General features: G+C 72.0%; 20 protein-coding genes. 15 read left to right on the forward strand and 5 right to left on the reverse strand.

What is annotated here, in order from left to right; all coding sequences use genetic code 11:
• Positions 1-6 precede the first annotated feature (6 nt).
• Complete coding sequence (gene chvE / locus HNQ01_RS08415) at positions 7-1101, reverse strand: multiple monosaccharide ABC transporter substrate-binding protein (protein WP_173804926.1); 1095 nt, start codon at positions 1099-1101, stop codon at positions 7-9.
• 534 nt (positions 1102-1635) lie between these two features.
• Between chvE and HNQ01_RS08420 the strand changes: the two genes are divergently transcribed.
• From HNQ01_RS08420 to araA, 3 genes are read left to right on the forward strand one after another with little or no spacing between them, the layout of a single operon-like run.
• Positions 1636-3381 carry a ribulokinase gene (locus HNQ01_RS08420; RefSeq protein WP_353621666.1) on the forward strand — a complete coding sequence of 582 codons (1746 nt, stop codon included), beginning with the start codon at positions 1636-1638 and terminating at the stop codon, positions 3379-3381.
• Positions 3378-4163, forward strand: a complete 786-nt coding sequence (locus HNQ01_RS08425) for an L-ribulose-5-phosphate 4-epimerase (protein ID WP_173804928.1) — start codon at positions 3378-3380, stop codon at positions 4161-4163. Before HNQ01_RS08420 ends, HNQ01_RS08425 begins: the two co-directional genes overlap by 4 nt.
• A 54-nt stretch (positions 4164-4217) precedes the next feature.
• Positions 4218-5717 (forward strand): L-arabinose isomerase, encoded by a 1500-nt coding sequence (gene araA, locus HNQ01_RS08430; protein WP_173804929.1) that lies wholly within the window; start codon positions 4218-4220, stop codon positions 5715-5717.
• 60 nt (positions 5718-5777) lie between these two features.
• On the opposite strand, the gene HNQ01_RS08435 is transcribed toward araA, so the two are convergent.
• Entirely contained in the window at positions 5778-6380 is a 603-nt protein-coding gene (locus HNQ01_RS08435) for a phenylacetic acid degradation protein PaaY (RefSeq protein ID WP_173804930.1), read from the reverse strand.
• Between the two features lie 90 nt (positions 6381-6470).
• Between HNQ01_RS08435 and HNQ01_RS08440 the strand changes: the two genes are divergently transcribed.
• The 11 genes from HNQ01_RS08440 to paaZ are packed head-to-tail and all read left to right on the forward strand — an operon-like array spanning position 6471 to position 16864.
• Positions 6471-7325: an enoyl-CoA hydratase-related protein gene (locus HNQ01_RS08440; RefSeq protein WP_173804931.1), complete on the forward strand. Its 855-nt coding sequence runs from the start codon at positions 6471-6473 to the stop codon at positions 7323-7325.
• A 9-nt stretch (positions 7326-7334) separates the two neighbouring features.
• On the forward strand, positions 7335-7784 hold the full coding sequence (gene paaI, locus HNQ01_RS08445) for a hydroxyphenylacetyl-CoA thioesterase PaaI (RefSeq protein ID WP_173804932.1): 450 nt from the start codon (positions 7335-7337) through the stop codon (positions 7782-7784).
• A gap of 14 nt (positions 7785-7798) precedes the next feature.
• The gene (paaK, locus tag HNQ01_RS08450) at positions 7799-9112 is read left to right on the forward strand and encodes a phenylacetate--CoA ligase PaaK (RefSeq protein ID WP_173804933.1); all 1314 of its coding nucleotides are present in this window, start codon (positions 7799-7801) and stop codon (positions 9110-9112) included.
• A 28-nt stretch (positions 9113-9140) separates the two neighbouring features.
• The gene (gene paaA, locus HNQ01_RS08455; RefSeq protein WP_173804934.1) at positions 9141-10172 is read left to right on the forward strand and encodes a 1,2-phenylacetyl-CoA epoxidase subunit PaaA; all 1032 of its coding nucleotides are present in this window, start codon (positions 9141-9143) and stop codon (positions 10170-10172) included.
• Entirely contained in the window at positions 10169-10489 is a 321-nt protein-coding gene (gene paaB, locus HNQ01_RS08460) for a 1,2-phenylacetyl-CoA epoxidase subunit PaaB (protein WP_173804935.1), read from the forward strand. Before paaA ends, paaB begins: the two co-directional genes overlap by 4 nt.
• 16 nt (positions 10490-10505) lie before the next feature.
• Positions 10506-11297, forward strand: a complete 792-nt coding sequence (paaC, locus tag HNQ01_RS08465; protein ID WP_173804936.1) for a 1,2-phenylacetyl-CoA epoxidase subunit PaaC — start codon at positions 10506-10508, stop codon at positions 11295-11297.
• Complete coding sequence (gene paaD / locus HNQ01_RS08470; protein ID WP_173804937.1) at positions 11297-11839, forward strand: 1,2-phenylacetyl-CoA epoxidase subunit PaaD; 543 nt, start codon at positions 11297-11299, stop codon at positions 11837-11839. The genes paaC and paaD overlap by 1 nt, the downstream gene beginning before the upstream one ends.
• A gap of 4 nt (positions 11840-11843) precedes the next feature.
• A complete protein-coding gene (paaE, locus tag HNQ01_RS08475) occupies positions 11844-12935 on the forward strand; it encodes a 1,2-phenylacetyl-CoA epoxidase subunit PaaE (RefSeq protein ID WP_173804938.1) in 1092 nt (363 codons plus the stop codon).
• A 56-nt stretch (positions 12936-12991) separates the two neighbouring features.
• On the forward strand, positions 12992-13618 hold the full coding sequence (locus HNQ01_RS08480) for a TetR/AcrR family transcriptional regulator (RefSeq protein WP_173804939.1): 627 nt from the start codon (positions 12992-12994) through the stop codon (positions 13616-13618).
• 26 nt (positions 13619-13644) lie between these two features.
• Positions 13645-14781 (forward strand): ABC transporter substrate-binding protein, encoded by a 1137-nt coding sequence (locus tag HNQ01_RS08485; RefSeq protein WP_173805086.1) that lies wholly within the window; start codon positions 13645-13647, stop codon positions 14779-14781.
• A gap of 13 nt (positions 14782-14794) precedes the next feature.
• Complete coding sequence (gene paaZ / locus HNQ01_RS08490; RefSeq protein ID WP_173804940.1) at positions 14795-16864, forward strand: phenylacetic acid degradation bifunctional protein PaaZ; 2070 nt, start codon at positions 14795-14797, stop codon at positions 16862-16864.
• 33 nt (positions 16865-16897) lie between these two features.
• Here the strand turns inward: paaZ and eutC are convergent, their stop codons facing one another.
• The 3 genes from eutC to eat are packed head-to-tail and all read right to left on the reverse strand — an operon-like array spanning position 16898 to position 20479.
• Positions 16898-17704, reverse strand: a complete 807-nt coding sequence (eutC, locus tag HNQ01_RS08495; protein WP_173804941.1) for an ethanolamine ammonia-lyase subunit EutC — start codon at positions 17702-17704, stop codon at positions 16898-16900.
• Complete coding sequence (locus HNQ01_RS08500) at positions 17701-19077, reverse strand: ethanolamine ammonia-lyase subunit EutB (protein ID WP_173804942.1); 1377 nt, start codon at positions 19075-19077, stop codon at positions 17701-17703. The genes eutC and HNQ01_RS08500 overlap by 4 nt, the downstream gene beginning before the upstream one ends.
• A gap of 31 nt (positions 19078-19108) precedes the next feature.
• Positions 19109-20479 (reverse strand): ethanolamine permease, encoded by a 1371-nt coding sequence (eat, locus tag HNQ01_RS08505; protein ID WP_173804943.1) that lies wholly within the window; start codon positions 20477-20479, stop codon positions 19109-19111.
• Positions 20480-20707: 228 nt separating this feature from the next.
• Between eat and HNQ01_RS08510 the strand changes: the two genes are divergently transcribed.
• Entirely contained in the window at positions 20708-21763 is a 1056-nt protein-coding gene (locus tag HNQ01_RS08510) for a helix-turn-helix domain-containing protein (protein WP_173804944.1), read from the forward strand.
• Positions 21764-21805: the final 42 nt, after the last annotated feature.

A 21805-nucleotide genomic window follows, 5' to 3' on the forward strand; every position in this document is an offset into this window, starting at 1 on the left:
CGGCGCTCAGCGCAGCTGCGATTCCTTGTAGTAGCCGCTGTCGACCAGCACGGTCTTCCAGTTGCCGGCGTCCACCGGCACCGGCTTGAGCAGGTAGCTGGGCACCACCTTGACGCCGTTGTTGTAGGTCTTGGTGTCGTTGACCTCCGGCGCCTTGCCGCTGAGCACCGCGTCCACCATGTTGGCCGTCACCTTGGCCAGCTCGCGGGTGTCCTTGAAGATGGTCGAGGACTGCTCGCCCTTGAGGATGGACTTGACCGAGGGCACTTCCGCGTCCTGGCCGCTGACCACCGGGCAGGGCTGCTGCGCGGTGCAGTAGCCCACGCCCTTCAGGCTGGAGAGGATGCCGATGGACAGGCCGTCGTACGGGCTCAGCACCGCATGCACCTTGTCCTTGCCGTAGAAGGCGGAGAGCAGGTTGTCCATGCGGGCCTGGGCGACCGCGCCGTCCCAGCGCAGCGTGCCGACCTTGTCCATGCCCGTCTGCTTGCTGCGCACCACCAGCTTGCCCGAGTCGATGTAGGGCTTGAGCACGCTCATCGCGCCGTCGTAGAAGAAGAAGGCGTTGTTGTCGTCGGGGCTGCCGCCGAACAGCTCGATGTTGAACGGGCCCTTGCCCTGCTTCAGGCCGAGCTTGTCGACGATGGAGGTGGCCTGCTGCACGCCGACCTGGAAGTTGTCGAAGGTGGCGTAGTAGTCGACGTTCCTGCTGCCCTTGATCAGGCGGTCGTAGGCGATGACCTTGACGCCCTTGTCGGCCGCGTTCTGCAGCGCCTTGGACAGCGTGGTGCCGTCGATCGAGGCGATCACCAGCACCTTCGCGCCCTTGGTGATCATGTTCTCGATCTGGGCCAGCTGGTTGGGAATGTCGTCGTCGGCGTACTGCAGGTCGGTCTTGTAGCCGCGGGCCTTGAGCACCTTGACCATGTTGTCGCCGTCGGCGATCCAGCGCGCCGAGCTCTTGGTCGGCATCGAGATGCCGATCGTGCCCTTGTCCTGGGCCTGCGCCGGACCGGCACCGCCGAGCCCGACCAGGACGCCGATCGCGCAGGCGCTGAAGGTGGCCACCAGCTGGCGGCGGGAGATGCGGGAGGTGGTCATGGCGTTTGTCTCCGTCGATGTTCCGGGTGGTTTCCGGATGTGGGTTTCGAATATCCTGGCAAGTGATCCGAAGTGATCCGGAGAGGTTTCTCGGGGTCACGGGAAAATGATTCTCCGGATCGTCGTCCGGCCGGTCGGCTGCCGTCGGCGACGCGGACCGCAGGTTAGGCGAGACCGGGTGAATGTCGCCTGAGGGTTCACCCGGATGACGGCAATCGTCAGCCGAAAAGTCCATGCCTTTGACCGACGATGAACAGGCCGCCGGCCAGTCCGGCACCGCTTTCAGGGGGAAGTCTGCGTTCGCGCCTGCAGCGGCCCTGTCGCAGGACCGGCCCGGGCTCCCGATCTTGTCCATGGATGAAAACCATCGCGTACAGCGGCCGGCGTGCCCGGTGGGCTGATGTGCATCGCACGCGTTTCGTGCATGTTTCCAGCCGGATCGTGTTTGTCGTCCGGCGATCGATGCCGCCACACTGCCGCTCGTCTGAATATCTGCCGCCATCGCGGTGGAAACCCCTTCGAGGATTCCGTGACGTGAATATCGACAACGCGATCAGCATCGGCATCGACTTTGGCAGCGACAGCGTGCGTGCGCTGGCCGTGCGCTGTGCCGACGGCCGTGAACTGGCCAGCGCCGCGGCCGCCTACCCGCGCTGGGCCCGCGGCCTGTACTGCGACCCGGCGGCCCAGCGCTACCGCCACCACCCGGCCGACTACATCGAGGCGATGACCGCCGCCGTGCGCGAGGTCGGCGAGGCACTCGGCGCGGCCGGCCGCGCCGCGGTGGTCGGCATCGGCATCGACAGCACCGGCTCGACGCCGGCGCCGATCGACGCCGAGGGCCGCGTGCTGGCCCTGCGCCCGGAATTCGCCGAGAACCCCGACGCGATGTTCGTGCTGTGGAAGGACCACACCGCGATCGCCGAGGCGCAGGCGCTCAACGACCTAGCCCACGGCGGCACGCAGCCCGACGTCACCCGCGAGGCCGGCGGCGTCTATTCCAGCGAGTGGTGGTGGGCCAAGATCCTGCATGTCAGCCGCAGCGCGCCGGCCGTGGCGGCCGCCGCCTGCAGCTGGGTCGAGCTGTGCGACTGGATGCCGGCGCTGCTGGCGGGCCGCAGTGCGCCGACCGTGCTGCCACGCGGGCGCTGCGCGGCCGGCCACAAGGCGCTGTGGTCGCCGCGCTGGGGCGGTCTGCCGCCGGCCGGATTCCTGCAGGCCTATGGCGGCGACGCGCTGCAGCGGCTCGACGCGCCGCTCTACCGTGCGACCCAGACCGCCGAGGTGCCGCTGGGCCGCCTGGATCCGGACTGGGCCGAGCGCCTGGGCCTGCCGGCGGCCGTGGTCGTGGCCGGTGGCGCCTTCGACTGCCACATGGGGGCGGTCGGCGCGGGCGTGGCGCCGGGGATGCTGGTCAAGGTCATCGGCACCTCGACCTGCGACATCACCGTCGTCGATCCGCGGCAGCTCGGCGAGCGCACGATCGCCGGCATCTGCGGCCAGGTCGAGGGCTCGGTGCTGCCGGGCTGGGTCGGCCTGGAGGCCGGCCAGTCGGCCTTCGGCGACCTGTACGCGTGGATGAGCGGCCTGCTCGGCGGCGCGCTCGACTGGGCGGCGCAGCGGCCCGAACTGGCGGCTTGTGCCCCGGCGCTGGCCGAGGCCCGTGCCGCGCTGCTGCCGGCGCTCAGCCAGGCCTGGCTGCAGCGCTGGCAGACCGATCCGGCGGCCACGCTGGCGCGCACGCCGCTGATGCTCGACTGGATCAACGGCCGCCGCAGCCCCGGCGCCGACCAGCGGCTGCAGGGCGTGCTCGGCCATCTGACGCTGGCCAGCGATCCGGTCGACCTGTTCGGCGCCGCGCTGCTGGCCACCGCCTTCGGCGCGCGGGCCGTCAACGAGGCCTTCGAGCGCCAGGGCGTGCCGGTGCGGCGCGTGCGCGCGCTCGGCGGCATCGCGCGCAAGGCGCCGGCCCTGATGCAGCTGCTGGCCGATGTCTGCGACCGCGAGGTCGAGGTGGTCGCCTCCGACGAGTGCTGTGCGCTCGGCGCGGCCATCTTCGGCGCGGTGGCGGCCGGTGCCCATGCGAGTGTCGAGCCGGCGATGGCCGCGATGGCCAGTCCGCTGGCGGCCGTGCACCGGCCCGATGCCGCGCGCCATGCGCTGCTGCAGCCGCTGTTCCAGCGCTACCAGCGCTGGGTCGCCGCCACCGAGCCGCTGCATGCGCCGGCCGCCGAGCCGCTGGCCTTTCCCGTCCTGCCGTCCGCTGTCGAGGCCTCATGACTCTGCCCCTTTCCTTTCCTCCCGTCGCCGAATGCGTGCCGCGCCCCGAGGACGCGGCGGCCGATCGCCAGGCGCTCGACGCGCTGCGCGAGCAGGTGCTGCAGGCCAATCTGGCGCTGCCGCGCCACGGCCTGGTGCTGTTCACCTGGGGCAATGTCAGCGGCGTCGACCGCGCCCGCGGCTGGATGGCGATCAAGCCCAGCGGCGTGGCCTACGAGCGGCTGCAGCGCGAGGACATCGTGGTGCTGGCGCTGGCCGACGGCGCGCGGGTGGCCGGCACGCTCAAGCCCTCGTCGGACACCGCCACCCATCTGCACCTGTACCGCCAGTGGCCGGACATCGGCGGCATCGTGCATACCCATTCGACGCATGCGACCGCCTGGGCCCAGGCCGGGCTGCCGATTCCCGCGCTGGGCACCACCCATGCGGACTATTTCCATGGCGAGGTGCCGTGCTCGCGCCCGCTGCGCCCCGACGAGATCGCCCGCGACTACGAGGGCGCGACCGGCGAGGTGATCGTCGAGACGCTGGCCGGGCGCGATCCCGCGGCCTGTCCGGGCGTGCTGGTGAGCGAGCACGCGCCCTTCGCCTGGGGGCGTGACGCCGCCCAGGCGGTGCACCACGCCGCGGTGCTGGAGGAGGTCGCGCGCCTGGCGCTCTACACCCGCCAGCTCGCTGCCGACCGGCGCCCGATCGGCGCCGCGCTGCTGGACAAGCACTACCTGCGCAAGCACGGCCCCGGCGCGACCTACGGCCAGCAGCCGCCCGCCGCCCGCACCTGAACCGGGCTCTCCTCCCGTTCCTCCTTCCTTCCGTTCCTTTCCGCTGTCTTCATCATGCCCATCACCGTTCCCGATCTCGACTGCTGGCTCGTCGTCGGCTCCCAGCACCTGTACGGCCCGAAGACGCTGCAGCAGGTCAGCGCCCATGCCGAGGCCCTGTGCGCCGGGCTGAACGCCAGCGGCGCGCTGCCGCTGCGCCTGGTGCTCAAGCCGGTGGTCACCGACAGCGACGGCATCCTGGCGCTGTGCCGCCAGGCCGATGCCGATCCGCGCTGCGCCGGCCTGGTCACCTGGATGCACACCTTCTCGCCGGCACGCATGTGGATCGCCGGCCTGTCGGCGCTGCGCAAGCCCTTCATGCAGCTGCACACGCAGTTCAACGCCGAGCTGCCGTGGGCGACCATCGACATGCAGTTCATGAACCTGAACCAGACCGCGCACGGCGGTCGCGAGTTCGGCCACATCGCCGCGCGGCTCAAGCGCCCGCACGAGGTCATCGTTGGCCACTGGAGCGAGGCCACGCTGCAGCGCCGCCTGGGCGACTGGATGCGCGTGGTCGCCGCGGTGCAGGACAGCCAGCAGCTGAAGGTCGCGCGCTTCGGCGACAACATGCGCGAGGTCGCGGTCACCGAGGGCGACAAGGTCGAGGCGCAGCTGCGCTTCGGCTATGCGGTCAACGGCCATGCGCTGGGCGATCTGGCCGCACGCATCGACGCCATCGACGAGGACCGGGTGCAGGCGCTGCTGCAGGCCTACGAGGCCGACTACGAGCTGGTGCCCGAGGTGCGCGAGGGCGGCGAGCGCCGCGCCCGCCTGGTCGACGCCGCCCGCATCGAGGCCGGCCTGCGCGACTACCTGCAGCGCGGTGGCTTCGGCGCCTTCACCACCACCTTCGAGAACCTGCACGGCATCCGCCAGCTGCCGGGCCTGGCGGTGCAGCGCCTGATGGCCGACGGCTACGGCTTCGGCGCCGAGGGCGACTGGAAGACGGCCGCGCTGCTGCGCGCGATCAAGATCATGGGCGCCGGCAAGCCGGGCGGCGCGTCCTTCATGGAGGACTACACCTACCACCTGGTGCCGGGCGAGGAGCTGGTGCTGGGCGCGCACATGCTCGAGGTCTGCCCGAGCATCGCCGGCGCGCAGGAGCGCCCGCGCCTGGACGTGCAGCCGCTGTCGATCGGCAAGAAGGACGATCCGGCGCGCCTGATCTTCACGGCCGCGCCCGGCCGCGCGATCCACAGCACGCTGATCGACCTCGGCCACCGCTTCCGCCTGATCTGCCACGAGGTCGACGTGGTCGCGCCGCCGCAGGCGCTGCCGCGCCTGCCGGTGGCCCACGCCGTCTACCGGCCGCTGCCCGATCTGGCCCGCGGCACCGAGGCCTGGATCCACGCCGGCGGCGCCCACCACACGGTGTTCAGCCAGAACGTGACCATGGACCAGCTGCGCGCCTGGGCCGAGGTCTTCGGCATCGAGTGCGTGCACATCGGCGCCGACACCGACCCGGCGCAGCTCAAGCAGATGCTGCGCTGGGGCGAGGCGGCCTGGCGCTGAGACCCGGGGCAGGGCGCGCGCCGTTCCCTGCGTTCGGCCGCCCCGAGCCCGCCTGTCCGTTCACCCCCGCCGCGTCGCGATCAGCGACTTCACCTGCGGCGCCTGCAGCACCGGGCGGACCGCCTCGGCCTCGGCCAGCGGCTGCACCTCGACCAGCGTGGCCAGGCAGCGCCGGGTCAGGTCGTGATAGGTGCGGGTGCCCTCGAGCTTCCAGGCCACCTCGGCCTCGCTGAGTTCGCGCATCAGCTTCGCGGGCGTGCCCGCCACCAGCGTGCGCGGCGCCACCCGTGCGCCCGCCGGCACGAAGGCGCAGGCCGCGACGATCGCCTCCGCGCCGATCTCCGCCTCGTCCATCAGCACCGCGTTCATGCCGACCAGCGCGTCGCGGCGCACGGTGCAGCCGTGCAGCACCGCGCCGTGGCCGATGTGGCCGTTGCGCTCGATCAGCGTGACCTGCTCGGGAAAGCCATGCACCACGCAGGTGTCCTGCAGATTGGCGCCTTCCTCCAGCACGATGCGGCCGAAGTCGCCGCGCAGGCTCGCGCACGGGCCCACATAGCAGTCCGGGCCGACATGCACGTCGCCGATCAGCACCGCGGTCGGATGCACATGCGCGCTCGGATGCACGACCGGGATGACGCCTTCGAGGCTGTAGCAGGGCATCGGGGTTCTCCTTGATTGTCCGGGATCAAGCTGGGAGCCTAATATCTACCGAACGGTCGGTCAATTGACGAGACCCCAGGAGACACCCTGATGCCTGACGTGACGCCCGAACCCTCCGCACCCTCTGCGGCCCCTGACTCTCCGCTGCGCCTGGAGCGCGCCGGCGCGGTGCTGACGCTGACGCTGGACCGCCCGGCGGTGCTCAACAGCCTGACCACCGAGCTGCTGCGCGCGCTCTTCCTGGCGCTGGACGCGGCGGCCGAGGACCGCAGCGTGCGCTGCGTGGTGCTGACCGGCGCGGGCCGCGCCTTCTGCGCCGGGCAGGATCTGGCCGATCCGGCGATCTCGCCGCCGGACGAGGCCGCGCGCGCCAGCGGCGCCGCGCCGAAGGACATCGGCCATCTGCTGGAGCATTTCTACCGGCCGATGCTGCTGCGGCTGCGCTCGATGCCGGTGCCGGTGATCGCGGCGGTCAACGGCGTGGCCGCCGGCGCGGGCGCCAATCTGGCGCTGGCCTGCGATCTGGTGGTGGCAGCGCGCTCGGCCAGCTTCATCCAGGCCTTCTCGAAGATCGGCCTGGTGCCGGACTGCGGCGGCACCTGGCTGCTGCCGCGCGCGGTCGGCCGGGCGCGGGCGCTGGGCCTGGCGATGCTGGGGGACCGCCTGCCCGCCGTGGAGGCCGAGCGCATCGGCCTGATCTGGCGCTGCGTCGACGACGCGGAGCTGGCGGGCGAGGTCGGCGCGCTGGCCGCGCGGCTGGCCGCGATGCCGACGCGCGCGCTGGTCGAGACCCGCCGCGCGCTGGATGCCGCGCAGCAGACCGACCTGGCCGGCGCGCTCGACCACGAGCAGGCGCTGCAGCGCGAGCTGGGCTTCGCGCACGACTATCAGGAAGGCGTGGCCGCCTTCATGGCCCGGCGCGCGCCGAGCTTTTCCGACCGCTGAGCGCGCGCCATGAACGGACACGACCTGAGCCCCCAGGCCACCGCCGACCATGTGGCCGTGGCGATGATGCGCGAGGACCGCGCCTGCCAGGCGCTGGGCATCGCGGTGGCGTCGATCGCGCCGGGGCGCGCGGTGATGACGATGACGGTGCGCCCCGACATGCTCAACGGCTTCGGCATCTGCCACGGCGGGCTGATCGCCACGCTGGCGGACTCGGCCTTCGCCTATGCCTGCAACGCGTACAACGAGCTGACGGTGGCCTCCGGCCTGTCGGTGGACTTCCTGGCGCCGGGCCGCGAGGGCGACCGGCTCACCGCCGCGGCCGAGGAGGTCTCGCTGGCCGGGCGCACCGGCGTGTACGACGTGACCGTCACCAACCAGCGCGGCGAGCGCATCGCGGTCTTCCGCGGGCGCTCCCACCGCATGAAGGGCCGGCCGACCGTGCCGCCCGCCGCCTGAGGAGACTTCGACCCATGCCCGTGCGCCAACCCGCCCCCGGCGACCTGGAGCCGATCGAGACCGCCAGCCGCGACGAGATCGCCGCGCTGCAGCTCCAGCGCCTGCGCCAGACGCTGCGCCATGCCTATGACCACGTGCCGCACTACCGCCAGGCGTTCGACGCGCGCGGCGTGCATCCGGACGACCTGAAGACGCTCGCCGACCTGGCGAAGTTTCCGTTCACCACCAAGAAGGATCTGCGCGACAACTATCCCTTCGGGCTGTTCGCGGTGCCGCGCACGCAGGTGGCGCGCATCCATGCCTCGTCGGGCACCACCGGCAAGCCCACCGTGGTCGGCTACACCGCCGGCGACATCGACCGCTGGGCCGATCTGGTGGCGCGCTCGATCCGCGCCGCCGGCGGCCGTGCCGGCGACATCGTGCACATCGCCTACGGCTACGGCCTGTTCACCGGCGGCCTCGGCGCCCACTACGGCGCCGAGCGCCTGGGCTGCACCGTGATCCCGATGTCGGGCGGCCAGACCGAGAAGCAGGTGCAGCTGATCCGCGACTTCCAGCCCGACCTCATCATGGTCACGCCGAGCTACATGCAGGTGATCGTCGAGGAGTTCGCGCGCCAGGGGCTGGACCCGCGCGAGATGTCGGTGAAGGTCGGCATCTTCGGCGCCGAGCCCTGGACCGAGGCGATGCGCCGCGAGATCGAGGCCAAGGCCGCGATCGACGCGGTCGACATCTACGGCCTGTCGGAGGTGATGGGGCCGGGGGTGGCCAGCGAATGCGTCGAGAGCAAGGACGGCCCGGTGATCTGGGAGGACCATTTCTACCCCGAGATCATCGACCCGGAGACCGGCGAGGTGCTGCCCGACGGATCGGAGGGCGAGCTGGTCTTCACCACGCTGACCAAGGAGGCGCTGCCGGTGATCCGCTACCGCACCCGCGACCTCACCCGGCTGCTGCCGCCGACCTCGCGCGCCTTCCGGCGCATCGGCAAGATCGTCGGCCGCAGCGACGACATGCTGATCATCCGCGGCGTCAACGTCTTCCCGACCCAGATCGAGGAGATCGTGCTGGCGCATGCGCAGCTCTCCGGCCAGTACCAGATCCATGTCGGTCGCGACGGCCCCCTCGACGAGGTGCGGGTGTGCTGCGAGAGCCAGCCGGGGCTGGCGCTGTCGCCGGCCGATGCCCGCGCCGCGGCCGACTGGGTGGCGCAGCGCATCAAGACGCTGGTGGGCATCTCGACCCGGGTCGAGGTGCTGCCCAGCGATTCGCTGGAGCGCACGCTGGTCGGCAAGGCCCGGCGGGTGTTCGACCGCCGCCCGCGCTGAGGCGGCCCTCCGCATTCAGGAGCCAAGCATGTACACGCAAGCCATGGACACGATGGGCCGCGACGGCCCCGGCGAGGGCGCCGCACGCCCGGTGCGCAGCGTCGAGGAGATGCAGCGCGAGCGCCATCTGCAGGAACGCTTCGACGCGCGCATCGACGACGGCGCCTTCATCGAGGCCAAGGACTGGATGCCCGAGAACTACCGTCGCACGCTGCTGCGCCAGATCAGCCAGCACGCGCACTCGGAGATCGTCGGCATGCTGCCCGAGGGCAACTGGATCACCCGCGCGCCCACGCTCAAGCGCAAGGCCATCCTGATGGCCAAGGTGCAGGACGAGGGCGGCCACGGCCTCTACCTCTACGCCGCGGCCGAGACGCTGGGCTCCAGCCGCGACGAGATGCTGGGCGCGCTGCACTCGGGCCGCGCCAAGTACAGCTCGATTTTCAACTACCCCACGCTGACCTGGGCCGACATCGGCGTGATCGGCTGGCTGGTCGACGGCGCGGCGATCATGAACCAGGTGCCGATCTGCCGCTGCAGCTACGCGCCCTATGCGCGCGCGATGGTGCGCATCTGCCGCGAGGAGAGCTTTCACCAGCGCCAGGGCTACGACAGCCTGCTGGTGATGATGAAGGAGGGCACCGAGGCGCAGCGCGCGATGGTGCAGGACGCGGTGGACCGCTGGTGGTGGCCCTGCCTGATGATGTTCGGCCCCACCGACGACCAGAGCCCGAACTCGGCGCAGTCGATGCGCTGGGGCATCAAGCGCATCTCCAACGACGACCTGCGCCAGAAGTTCGTCGATGCCACCGTGCCGCAGGCCGAGGTGCTCGGCGTCACGCTGCCCGACCCGGACCTGAAGTGGAACGAGGCGCGCCAGCACTGGGACTTCGGCCCGATCGACTGGGCGGAGTTCTGGCGCGTCGTCGGCGGCGACGGACCCTGCAACCGCGAGCGGCTGCAGATGCGCGTCGACGCCTGGGAAGAGGGCGCCTGGGTGCGCGAGGCCGCACTCGCCCACGCCCGCAAGCACACCGAACCGGAGAAGGTTTCCGCATGAGCACCCCGAACGCACCGACCGGCCACGACGCCGCCCGCAACGAATGGCCGCTGTGGGAGGTCTTCGTCCGCCCGAAGGCGGGCCTGGACCACAAGCACTGCGGCAGCCTGCATGCGCCGGACGCCGCGATGGCCATCCAGCTGGCCCGCGAGGTCTATGCCCGCCGCCAGGAGGGCACCAGCATCTGGGTGGTGCCCTCCAGCCAGATCACCGCCAGCGATCCCGGCGACAAGGACATCTACTTCGATCCGATGGAGGACAAGGTGTACCGCCACCCGACCTTCTACGCGCTGCCCGAGTCCGTGAACCACATGTGAGCGGAGCGACCGACCGATGAGCACGCCTTCCATCCAGCCCGGCCGCGATCCGGCGGTGCACTACCTGCTGCGCCTGGGCGACTTCTGCCTGATCCATGCGCAGCGCCTGGGCGAGTGGTGCGGCCACGCGCCCATCCTCGAGGAGGACATCGCGCTGACCAACCTCGCGCTCGACCTGATCGGCCAGGCGCGTGCGCTGCTGACCCGCGCCGGCCAGGTCGGCCACGAGCGCGGCGCGCCGGCCGCCTTCGACGAGGACCAGCTCGCCTTCCTGCGCGAGGAGCGCGACTACCTGAACCCGACGCTGGTGGAGCTGCCGCGCGGCGACTTCGCCTTCACCGTGCTGCGCAATGCGGCGGTCGCCACCTGGATGCGGCTGATGTGGACGCGGCTGCAGGATTCCCGCGATGCCGAGCTGGCCGCGATCGCCGCCAAGGCGCTGAAGGAGTCGCGCTACCACGAGCAGCACGCGGCCGACTGGGTGGTGCGCCTGGGCGATGGCACGCCCGAGTCGCACCGCCGGCTGCAGGACGCGCTCGACCGGCTCTGGCGCTACACGCCGGAGCTGTTCGAGGCCGATGCAGTCGACGAGGCGGCGGCGGCCAGCGGCCTGGGCCCGCGCTGGGCCGATCTGCGCGAGGACTGGCATGCGGCGATGCAGGCGCTGCTGGACGAGGCCGGCGTGCGTGCGCCGGCCACGGGCAGCCACGTCACCACCGGCCGGCGCGGCGTGCACAGCGAGCACATGGGCCGGCTGCTGGCCGAGATGCAGCATCTGCAGCGCGCCTATCCGGGCGGAGCCTGGTGATGTGCGGCGCGCAGGTGCTCGGCCGCATCGAGGCGGCGTGGCAGGCGATCGACCCGGTGCCCGATCCGGAGATCCCGGTGCTGACGCTGCGCGATCTCGGCATCGTCCGCGAGGTGCGGCTGGACGAGGAGGGCGCGCTGGAGGTGGTGCTCACGCCCACCTACAGCGGCTGCCCGGCCACCGAGGCGATTGAGGCCAGCGTCGCCGAGGCGCTGGAGGCCGCGGGCCTGGCGCCCTTCGCGGTCACGCTGCGCCGCGCGCCGGCCTGGACCACCGACTGGATCAGCGAACAGGGCCGCCGGCGCCTGCGCGAGTACGGCATCGCGCCGCCGGGACCGGTGGCGGCCGGCGAGGGCGTGCCGGTGCGGCTGCATCGCCGCGCGGCTGCACCGGTTGAGCCGGCGGCGTCGGCCGATCCGTCCTGCCCGCGCTGCGACAGCCCGCGCACCGAGAGGCTGTCGGCCTTCGGCTCGACCGCCTGCAAGTCGCTGTGGCGCTGCCTGGCCTGCCGCGAGCCCTTCGAGCACTTCAAGCCGATCTGAAATCATGAGCCTGCATTTCCACGAACTCACCGTCCGCGAGGTCCGCCCCGACACCGACGAGGCGGTGCTGCTGAGCTTCGCGCTGCCCGAGGCGCTGGCCGAGACCTTCCGCTTCCAGGCCGGCCAGTACCTGACGCTGCGCGCCGAGGTGGACGGCGAGGACCTGCGCCGCTCCTATTCGATCTGCGCCGCGCCGCAGGACGGCGTGCTGCGGGTGGGCGTGCGCCGGGTGCCCGGCGGGCGCTTCTCGAACTGGATCGGCTCGCGGCTGAAGGCCGGCGACACGCTGCAGGTCTTTCCGCCGCAGGGCCACTTCACGCTGCCGATGCCGGCCGCCGAGGGCGCGGCGCGCCATGTCGTCGGCTTTGCGGCCGGCAGCGGCATCACGCCGATCCTGTCGATCCTGAAGACGGTGCTCGAAACCGAACCGGCCAGCCGCTTCACGCTGGTCTATGCGAATCGCTCGCTGCGCTCGACGATGTTCCGCGAGGAGCTCGAGGACCTGAAGAACCGCTTCCTGACCCGGCTGGCGCTGCACCCGGTGTTCTCGGCCGAGCCGGTGGACACGCCGCTGAACGCCGGCAGGCTGGACGAGGCCAAGCTGGCGCTGCTGCTGCGCACCGTGGTGCCGGCGGACCGGATCGACCAGGCCTTCGTCTGCGGTCCGCACGGCTTCAACGACACTGTCGAGGCCGGACTGAAGGCGGCCGGCGTGGCGCCCGAGCGCCTGCATGTCGAGCGCTTCGGCGTGCCGGATGCGGAGCGCGGCCAGTCGCCCGCGCAGCTGCACCCGGTGCTGCCGGGCGACGCGCCGCAGGCGACGGTCAGCATCGTGCGCGACGGCCTGCGCCGCGAGATCGAGTTCCGCGCCGGCGACGCCAGCCTGCTGGAGGCGGCCGCGCGCGCCGGGCTGGACGTGCCGTATTCCTGCAAGTCCGGGGTATGCTGCACCTGCCGGGCCCGCGTGCTCGAGGGGCAGGTGCGCATGGATCGCAACTTCTCGCTCGAGGCCCACGAGGTGGCCGCCGGCTTCGTGCTGACCTGCCAGTCGCATCCGCTGACCCCACGGGTCGTGCTGTCCTTCGACGAGCGCTGAGCCCCGCCGCGACGCGCCCCGACCGAGACGCCCGACCCCCGACGCTTCCTGATCCCGTGGCCCGTACCCGCTCCCCCGCCTATGACGACCAGCGCGAGATGATCCTCGCCCATGCCGCCGACCTGTTCGCGCGGCGCGGCTATCCCGCCACCTCGATGAACCAGCTGGCCGAGGCCTGCGGCCTGTCCAAGCCGACGCTCTACCACTACTACCGCGACAAGTACGCGCTGCTGGTGCAGATCGCCGAGGACCATGTCGGCCGGCTGGCCGAGCTGGTGGCCGAGATCGAGGCCGAGGGCCAGCCGGCGCGGCCGCGCCTGCACCGGCTGATCATCCGCTTCGTGCAGGAATATGCCGGCGCGCAGAACGCGCACCGGGTGCTGACCGAGGACGTGCGCTTCCTGGAAGAAACCGACCGCGAGCGCATCCTGGTGACCGAGCGCCGGGTGGTCGACGGCTTCGCGCGCGCGCTGGGCGAGCTGCGCCCGGACCTGGACGCGGCGCGGCTGGCGGTGCCGGTGTCGATGCTGCTGTTCGGCATGATCAACTGGATGTTCACCTGGCTGCGGCCCGACGGCTCGCTCGACCACGAGGCGATGGCCCCGATCGTCGCCGATCTCTTTCTTGGCGGGCTGCCCCATGTGAGCGTGCCCGCTCCACCCCCCAGAGGAGACACACCGTGAAGAAGAAGACCTCTCGTCCCCATCCCGTGCGCACCCTGCTGGCGCTGGCGGCGGCGCTGGCCAGCTCGGCCGCGCTGGCCGACATCAACGTCGGCGTGACGGTCTCGGCCACCGGCCCGGCCGCCTCGCTGGGCATCCCGGAGAAGAACACCATCGCGCTGATGCCCAAGACGATCGGCGCGGAGAAGGTGAACTACATCGTCCTGGACGATGCCTCCGACACCACCACCGCGGTGGCCAACACCCGCAAGCTCATCACCGAGCACAAGGTCGACATCATCATCGGCTCGACGACCACGCCCAACTCGCTGGCGATGATCGACGCGGTGGCGGAGGCGCAGGTGCCGATGATCTCGATGGCGGCGTCCGCCCGCATCGTCGAGCCGCAGGACGCCAAGAAGCGCTGGGTCTTCAAGACGCCGCAGAACGACATCCAGATGTCGCTGGCGATCGCCGAGCACATGGCCGCCGCCGGCGTGCGCACCGTGGGCTTCATCGGCTTCGCCGACGCCTACGGCGAGGGCTGGTTCCAGGAGTTCACCAAGGCGGCCGAGCTGAAGAAGCTGCGTGTCGTGGCCAGCGAGCGCTACGCGCGCAACGACACCTCGGTCACCGGCCAGGTCCTGAAGCTGATGTCGGCGCAGCCCGACGCGATCCTGGTCGCCGGCTCGGGCACGCCGGCGGTGCTGCCGCAGCGCACCCTGAAGGAGCGCGGCTACGCGGGCAAGCTCTACCAGACGCATGGCGTGGCCAACGCCGACTTCCTGCGCGTGGGCGGCAAGGACGTCGAGGGCACCTTCCTTCCGGCCGGACCGGTGCTGGTGGCCGAGCAGCTGCCCGCCAGCCACCCGGTGCGCAAGTCGGCGCTGGCCTATGTCGCCGCCTACGAGGCCGCACAGGGCAAGGGCAGCGTCTCGACCTTCGGCGGCCATGCCTGGGATGCCGGCCTGCTGATGAGCGCCGCCGCGCCGGTGGCGCTGAAGAAGGCCAAGCCCGGCACGCCGGAATTCCGCGCCGCGCTGCGCGACGCCATCGAGCAGGTGCGCGAGCTGCCCGGCGCGCACGGCATCTTCAGCCTGTCGGCGGCCGATCACCTGGGCCTGGACCAGCGCGCGCGCGTGATGGTCCGGATCGACAAGGGCACCTGGAAGTACGCACCGTGAGCCGAGGCCGACCATGAGCACCCCCATGAACCTGCAGAGCTTCATCGCCGGCCGCTGGATCGGCGCCGAGCCGGCCGCGGCGCTGCGCAGCGCGATCGACGGCCGCGTCGTCGCCCACACCCACGCCGAGGCGATCGACTTCGCCGAGGCGGTCGACTTCGCCCGCGTCGCCGGCCTGCGCGGGCTGCTGGCGCTGGACTTCCAGCAGCGCGCGCAGCGGCTCAAGGCGCTGGCGAAATACCTGCTCGAGCACAAGGAGGCGCTCTACGCGGCCTCCGTCCCCACGGGGGCCACCCGCAGCGACGCCTGGATCGACATCGAGGGCGGCATCGGCACGCTGTTCGCGTATGCCAGCCTGGGCGCGGGCGAGCTGCCCTCGGGCAATGTGCTGCACGAGGGGCCGGCGATGCCGCTGGGCAAGGGCGGCGGCTTTGCCGGCACGCACATCCTGGTGCCGCGCCGGGGCCTGGCGGTGCACATCAACGCCTTCAACTTTCCCGTCTGGGGGCTGCTGGAGAAGTTCGCGCCCAGCTTCCTGGCCGGGCTGCCGTGCATCGGCAAGCCGGCGACCGCCACCAGCTACCTGACCGAGGCGCTGGTGCGGCTGATCGACGCCAGCGGCCTGCTGCCGGCCGGCAGCCTGCAGCTGGTGATCGGCGGCACCGGCGACCTGCTCGACCGGCTCGACGGCCGCGACGTGGTCACCTTCACCGGCTCGGCCGACACCGCGGCGAAGCTGCGGGTGCATCCGAACCTGGTGCGCCAGTCGGTGCCCTTCAACGCCGAGGCCGATTCGCTCAACGGCGCGGTGCTGGCCGACGACGTGACGCCGGATGACGAGGAGTTCGAGCTCTTCGTGCGCGAGGTCGCGCGCGAGATGACGGTCAAGGCCGGGCAGAAATGCACCGCGATCCGCCGCGCGCTGGTGCCGCGGCGCCACCTCGATGCGGTGGCCGAGCGGCTCCGGGCGCGCCTGGGCCGCATCGTCGTGGGCGATCCGGCGCTGGAGGGCGTGAAGATGGGGCCGCTGGCCTCGCACGCGCAGCAGGCCGACGTCGCCGAGCGGGTGGCGCGGCTGCGCGAGCACGCCGAGCTGGTCTGCGGCGGCGGCACCGACGTCATGCCGGTGGGGGCGGGCACCGAGCACGGCGCCTTCTTCGCGCCGACGCTGCTGCTCAGCCGCGACCCCTGGCGCGATGCGGCGGTGCACGACCTCGAGGCCTTCGGCCCGGTCAGCACGCTGATGCCCTTCGACTCGATGGACGAGGCGGTTGAGCTGCTCGCGCGCGGGCGCGGCTCGCTGGTGGCCTCGCTGGTGACGCGCTCGCCCAAGGTGGCCGCGCAGGTGGTGCCGGCGATGGCGGCGCTGCACGGGCGGCTGCATGTGCTCGACCGCGTTTCCGCCAAGGAGTCGACCGGCCACGGCTCGCCGCTGCCGCCGCTCAAGCACGGCGGGCCGGGGCGCGCCGGCGGCGGCGAGGAGCTGGGCGGCCTGCGCGCCGTCCGGCACCTGCTGCAGCGCGCGGCGGTGCAGGGCTCGCCGACGATGCTGGCGGCGATCACGGGCGAGCATGTGCGCGGCGCCGACGTCATCGAGACCGAGGTCCACCCCTTCCGGCGCCATTTCGAGGACCTGCGGGTGGGCGAGTCGCTGCTGACGCACCGGCGCACCGTGACCGAGGCCGACATCGTCGCCTTCGGCGGCATCTCGGGCGACTTCTTCTACATGCACTTCGACGAGGTGGCCGCCCGCGAGACGCAGTTCGGCCAGCGCATCGCGCACGGCTACTTCGTGCTGTCGGCGGCTGCGGGCCTGTTCGTGTCGCCGGCGCCAGGGCCGGTGCTGGCCAACTACGGGCTGGACACGCTGCGCTTCGTCAAGCCGGTGGCCATCGGCGACACGATCCGCGCGCGGCTGACCTGCAAGCGCAGGATCGACCGCAACCGGGTCGACCCCAGCGGTGTCGGCCAGGGCGTGGTGGCCTGGGACGTCGAGGTGACGAACCAGCACGGCGAGCTGGTGGCCAGCTACGACATCCTGACGCTGGTGGCCAAGCGCGGCGACGCCGAACGGGTGGACTGAACGGGCCCGGGCGTCGGCCCGGTGCCGTCGCGTTCAGGTCAGCAGGTCGAGGCCGCTGTCGTCCTTCAGCGCCACGCCGGTGGCACCCAGCCGGCGTCCGGCCTCGGCCAGCCACCACAGCCTGCGCGCCGCCTCGGCATGCACCAGGCCTGCGTCGCGCACGTTGGACAGGCAGTTGCGCTCGGCGTCGCTGCGCCCGACCTTCGGCGCGCGGGTCAGGTAGACGCCGAGGCTGTCGGGCGAGCTCAGGCCCGGGCGCTCGCCGATCAGCACCGCCACCATCGCCGCGCCCAGGCGCTGGCCGATGTCGTCGCCCAGCGCGACCCGCGCCTGCGTGGCCACCACCACCGGGCCGAGCGACCAGCCGGGCGGGCGCTGGCGCTGCAGTTCGGCCAGCAGCGGCACCGCCTGGCGCTCGACCGCCGCCGAGGACAGGCCGTCGCCGACGACGATCAGCAGCGCGTCGTCGGCCAGCGGGCCGTGCGCGGCGGCATGCGCGTCCAGCCGCGCGCCGCCGGTGCCGCCGAGCCGCCGGCCCAGATCCGGGCGCAGCAGGTAGGTCGAGCGGTCGGCGGCGGCGCTGGCCACCTCGATCGTCTGCAGCCCCAGCGCCTGCAGGCGCGGGCCCAGCGTGGCGACGTCCAGCGGCAGGTGCACCGCGTCGCGCGCCTGCGCATGCGCCGCGCCGAAGGCCAGCAGCTCGCGCGTGGGCAGGCTGGCGCCGGCGCGGCCCAGGCCGATGCGCGCCGGCGTCAGCGCCCGCAGCGCGGCCCAGGCGTCGGCGGGCACCAGCGCGGCGGGCGCTCGGCGGGCGTCGAAGGTGTCGTCGTCGGCGCTCATGCGAAATGCTCCAGCAGCGCGTGCCGGGCCGGGGAGGGCAGCAGCCGGCCCTCGGCGTCGGTCAGGCCCATGCGCTGCAGCCAGGCCTCGAACTCGGGCGCGCGCTTCAGGCCCAGCACCTCGCGCAGCACCAGCGCGTCGTGGAAGGAGGTGCTCTGGTAGTTCAGCATCACGTCGTCGGCGCCGGGCACGCCGATCAGGAAGGTGACGCCGGCCGCGCCCAGCAGCAGCATCAGGTTGTCCATGTCGTCCGAGTCGGCCTCGGCATGGTTGGTGTAGCAGACGTCGCAGCCGATCGGCAGGCCCAGCAGCTTGCCGCAGAAATGGTCCTCCAGCCCGGCGCGCACGATCTGCTTGCCGTCGAAGAGGTATTCCGGGCCGATGAAGCCGACCACCGTGTTGCAGATCATCGGCTCGAAGGCGCGCGCCACCGCGTAGGCGCGCACCTCGCAGGTCTGCTGGTCCAGGCCGTGGTGGGCACCGGCCGACAGCGCCGAGCCCTGGCCGGTTTCGAAGTACATGACGTTGTCGCCCAGCGTGCCGCGCCCGAGCGACAGCGCCGCCTCGCGCGCCTCGCGCAGCACCGCCAGGTCGATGCCGAAGCTGCGGTTGGCGGCCTCGGTGCCGGCGATCGACTGGAAGACCAGGTCGACCGGCGCGCCCTGCTCGATGGCGCGGATCTGGTTGGTCACATGCGTCAGCACGCAGGACTGGGTCGGGATCCCGAAGCGCTGGATCACCTCGTCGGTCAGCCGCATCAGGTCGCCCAGCGCGTCGAGCCCGTCGCCGGCCGGGTTGATGCCGATCACCGCGTCGCCGGCGCCGTACATCAGCCCGTCGAGCATCGACAGCGCGATGCCGCGTGCGTCGTCGGTCGGGTGGTTGGGCTGCAGCCGCATCGCCATGCGCCCGGGCAGGCCCAGCGTGTTGCGGAATCGCGTGATCACCCGGCACTTGCGCGCCACCCGGATCAGGTCCTGGTTGCGCATCAGCTTGGAGACGGCCGCGGCCATCTCCGGCGTGATGCCGCGGCGCACCCGCGCCAGCGTCGCCTCGTCGGTGGCGTCGAGCAGCAGCCAGTCGCGGAAGTCGCCCACCGTCAGGTGCGCGATCTCGGCGAAGGCCCCCGCGTCGTGGCTGTCGACGATCAGCCGGGTGACCTCGTCGATCTCGTAGGGCACCAGCGCCTCGGACAGGAAGGCCTTCAGCGGCAGCTCGGCCAGCGCCATGCGCGCGGCCATGCGCTCCGTCATGGTGCGCGCGGCCACGCCGGCGAGCACGTCGCCCGAGCGCAGGGGCGTGGCGCGGGCCATCAGCGTGGCCAGGTCGGCGAAGTGCCAGACCTGGCCGCCCAGCGTGTGGGAGTAGGGCATGGACGAAAGGAGAGGGTGAACGAGGGAGGGTTCAGGCCTGCGGCATCAGGTGCTCGTCGGCGGCCAGCGTCGCGCGGTGGCCGGCGGTCAGGCGGAAGTAGCCGTAGGCCAGCGCCATCAGCCCGGCGAAGATCGCCGACACCAGCGGATTGAACCAGACCATCGTGACCAGGCACACCACCGCCAGCCCGAGCGCGATCGCCGGCAGCACGGGGTAGCCGATCGCCGGGAAGGGACGCTCGAGCGTGGGCTCCTTGCGGCGCAGCACGAACAGGCTCCACATCGACATGATGTACATGACGATGGCGCCCAGCACCGACATGGTGACGATGTTGGCGGTGAGCGTCTGGCCGCCGAACTGGATCAGCTCGTCGCTGAAGATCGCCAGGATGCCGACCACGCCGCCGGCGATGACCGCCAGCCACGGCGTGCCGAAGCGCGGCGACACCGAGGACAGCGCGCGCGGCAGGTAGCCGGCGCGGGCCAGCGCGAAGATCTGGCGCGAGTAGCCCAGGATGATGCCGTGGAAGCTGGCGATCAGGCCGAACAGGCCGATCCACACCAGCATGTGCAGCCAGCCGCTGTTCTCGCCGACGATCATCTTCATCGCCTGCGGCAGCGGGTCGTTGATGTTGGCCAGCTTCGTCCAGTCGCCGGCGCCGCCGGCGAAGACCATCACGCCGATGGCCAGCACCAGCAGCGTCAGGATGCCGCCGATGTAGGCGCGCGGAATCGTCACCTTCGGATCCTTGGCCTCTTCTGCGGCCATCGCCACGCCCTCGATGGCCAGGAAGAACCAGATGGCGAACGGAATCGCCGCGAAGATGCCCGGGATCGAGGCGGCCGAGAAGCTCTCCGCGCCCGACCAGCCCTTGGCGGTGAAGTGGCTCCACGAGAAGCCGGGGGCCACCACGCCCATGAAGACCAGCAGCTCGACGATGGCCAGCACCGTCACGAACAGCTCGAAGGTGGCGGCGGTCTTCACGCCGACGATGTTGAGCGTCATGAACACCAGATAGGCGCCGACGGCCATCAGCTTCGGGTCGAGCGCCGGATACTGCACGTTCAGGTAGGCGCCGATCGCCAGCGCGATGGCGGGCGGCGCGAACACGAACTCCACCAGCGTGGCGAAGCCGGCGACGAAGCCGCCGGTGGGGCCCAGCGCCCGCGAGGCGTAGGCGAAGGGGCCGCCGGCATGCGGGATCGCGGTGGTCAGCTCGGTGAAGCTGAAGATGAAGGTGGTGTACATCAGCGCCACCATCAGCGCGGTGACGAGGAAGCCCAGCGTGCCGGCGCTGGCCCAGCCATAGCTCCAGCCGAAGTACTCGCCCGAGATCACCAGCCCGACGGCCAGCCCCCAGAGGTGCCACGCGTTCAGCGCGGGTTTCAGATGTGTCGACATGGGCACAGGCTCCTGGCAGAAAGGAAGATGGAACGGAAGAAGTTCACGGATGGCGCCGATGGTGTGCGCCCGCCCGGCCGGTGCGCTATCCAGTTTTGGCAGGGCCCGGCCCCGGACGGATCCCGATGCGCCGGCATGGCGCTTGCTGGATGCTGTGTGACCGTCGCATGACTGCCCTGTGCTGGTGCGTGGTTCCCGCCGCCTCGTCCGCCTGCCGCCGCCCTCGCCATGACCGCTCTTTCCGCTCCGCCCGATGCCGTCCTGACCGCCTGTCCCGCTGTCGCGGTGCTGCATGTCGACACCCGCGACGTCGACGAGCAGGCCGCGCTGCTCACCGGCTGGCATCAGGACTACGCGCAGCTGTCGGCTGGCGGCTTCGAGGGCCGCATCGACGAGGCCTGGCTGGATGGTGTGCATCTCTTCGTCGAGGCCACCAGCCAGCGCCTGCACCAGCGTGGCGAGCTGCGCGCCGACCGGCTCGCGCTCGGGCTGCCGCTGGCGTTGCCGGAGGTGGCGCAGGCCGGGCCGGCACGCTTCTGCGGCCGCTCCGACTGGCAGGCCGGCCCCGCCCTGGGGGATGGCGAGGACGGCGCCGGCCATTTCTGCACCTTCTCCGGCCGCGGCGGCTTCGAGTTCTTCACGCCGGCCGGGCTGGTCATGGCCGGCATGGAATTCGACCGTGCCGAGCTGGCGCGGCTGGCCACGCCCGAGGAGCAGGCGCTGCTCGAGCGCATCGGCCAGGTGGCGACGCTGCACCGTGCGCCTCAGGGCGCGCTGGCGACGCTGCGCGACTTCATGCGCGGCGCCTTCGAGATGCTGGCCGCGCAGCCCCGGCTGCTGGGCAATCCGGCGATGCGCAGCATGCTGCGGCAGGCGGCGCAGTCCAATGCGCTGGAACTGCTGGTCGGGGCGGCGGCGCTGCCGCCCGAGGCCGGCCGGCGCCCGCGTGCGCTGGTCGAGCAGGCCCGCGCGATCGTCGACCGCGATCCGGAGACGCCGGTCACGGTGGCGATGCTCTGCGCCGAGCTGGCCGTGAGCCGGCGCACGCTGCAGGCGGCCTTCCAGCAGGTGCTGGGGCTGGCGCCGGCGGCCTATCTGCGCGCGACCCGGCTGGCCGGCGCGCGCCGCGCGCTGCGCCAGGCGCCCTCGGTCACCGAGGCGGCGGCGCAGTGGGGCTTCTGGCACTTCGGCCATTTCGCCCAGGACTACCGGCGCATGTACGGCGAGCTGCCCTCGCAGACCTGGCGGCGGCTGCATCCGGGCGCCGGCGGGGCGGCCCATTGAGCGGCCGCATGCGCGTGCCCGTGCCCATCGGGCCATCCCGCT

The sequence above is a fragment of the Sphaerotilus uruguayifluvii genome, assembly GCF_013294065.1.
Lineage (GTDB): Bacteria > Pseudomonadota > Gammaproteobacteria > Burkholderiales > Burkholderiaceae_C > Sphaerotilus > Sphaerotilus uruguayifluvii.